The following is a 1,744-nucleotide window of genomic DNA, read 5'->3' as shown; positions in this document are numbered from 1 at the left end:
GGCTCTTCGACATTTAATGTGGATAGCTTAATTTAAGCAAGAAACTTAAATTCATTTTATATGGATTTGAGTTTCTTTTTTATTTTAAATGAGATTTGATAAAAGAAGAACTATCTTTTTTGTCCTTTGAACTGCTGTGTACGTTCCTTAAGAGCTGTGGCACCGGCGAGAGCCAAGGTCTCTCTGCCTTGATATCGAGCCAAGGTCTCGATATCATGCTTTTTCACGGCTAAGGACGTACACTTGCAGTTTTTTTCTTTGAACATAGCGAGCGGGATGTATCATGTTTATTTAATTAAGGGAAGCGGGCTTGCCCGGTTTTAAAATGAAACTAATCATCACTCTATTTCTGAAATTGAAAAATTACGATATCCATAGGATACACGTTTTATGACCTTGATACGATTATTTTTTCCTTCTAGACTAGCGTTTGATCTAGTCTTGTAATGGAAGGTGTTTGCGATAAATGCTATATTCTTCAATAATGTGTTCAGTGAGGTTTGCATATATTTACTGATATTTTGGTGACGTTCTGCAGTAATAGTCTCATGAAACATTTCGATATTATTTTCTTTAGAAGCCTCTAGTAAAGCTTGATATACCCAGTAATTTTCCGTTAAATCCTCATCTAAAGAAAGTAGATGATCAAGAATATCCATATCACAAACCATTTTCCCTTTAAATAAACGTTGTTTTCTATAATTTATAAAATCAACTTCGTTGAAATCCTTTAGGATAAGCTTCCAAAAACTTTTCAGCTTGCGATACTCTTTTTTATCTTCACCATGATTTCTATTTGTATTGAAAGTATTCATTACTTGAACTCTCGTTTTGTTTAAAGAACGTGAAATCAATTGAATGATATGAAAACGATCAATAATTACTTTGGCGTTTGGAAACATTTCTCTAACCAAAGTCATATAAGGCGCATTCATATCAACAACAATGGTTTCAACTGCAGAGCGCTCTTTTAAACTAAATTGGCGGAAGTATTCTCTTAATTTGTATAGTTGTCGAGTGGGCAGTATACCAAGAACTTCACGGGTATCCTCATTACTAAAAATAAAACTCATTTGATTGTCAGCTTGTTTTGTAGATTTGATCTCATCGAAGCACATGTGTTTCGCTAGTTTTGTGCGATTGTGACGAAAATAGTCATCCATAAAGCGATTAATAATTCGTCTACTAGTATTATCTGAGATACAGTGCCTACGAGCGAGATCCTTGTTTGAAATCGTATCTGCAGCCTCAACTAAAACAGATTGCTTCACTTGTTTAGCGATATGACAATTACGTGCAACCTCACTGGTATGAGCAATGAAGCGCTCATCGCATTCATGACACCAGAAGCGTTGCTTCTTAAGCTCTAGATAGGTTGGTGTATTGGATTGGCGTAACCACGTGATCCTGGACGTCATAAACCCATCTTTAACGATAGAATGGTCATTTACACAACCACATTTAGGGCAAGCCTTGGGCTTGTAGGTTAACGTGCCAGTAAAAACTTTTACATTTATTCCTTTAATATTACGCTCTTGAATCCAATTTTCTTCGTTAAATGTGATGTTAGTATCTTTAATGTTTAGTAAAATTCTGATATTATCGTTGTGAGACATATGAATTTCCTTTCTAATTTTGGTTTAGACGCTTAAATTTTAGCATAGGAAATATTCATATGTCTTTTTGTATTTTTATACAAAATAGGTTTGAATGATTTCTCATCCACACCAAAAGTCGGAGACCC

Annotated in this window: 1 protein-coding gene; it reads right to left on the bottom strand. The window is 34.7% G+C overall.

Translation table 11 applies throughout. From position 1 onward, the window contains the following. Positions 1-338: 338 nt before the first annotated feature. Positions 339-1,616 carry an ISL3 family transposase gene (locus tag B9P78_RS09460; RefSeq protein ID WP_094519178.1) on the bottom strand — a complete coding sequence of 426 codons (1,278 nt, stop codon included), beginning with the start codon at positions 1,614-1,616 and terminating at the stop codon, positions 339-341. Positions 1,617-1,744: the final 128 nt, after the last annotated feature.

This window comes from Aerococcus sp. 1KP-2016 (assembly GCF_002252085.1).
In the GTDB taxonomy this organism is placed as follows: domain Bacteria; phylum Bacillota; class Bacilli; order Lactobacillales; family Aerococcaceae; genus Aerococcus.
The sequence above is the reverse complement of the archived record's forward strand: the minus strand, read 5'-3'. Positions and strand labels throughout refer to the sequence as shown.

What these genes read in the sequence shown, in the direction of transcription:
- B9P78_RS09460 (WP_094519178.1), bottom strand. Translation starts at nt 1,616, where the DNA reads ATGTCTCACAACGATAATATCAGAATTTTACTAAACATTAAAGATACT.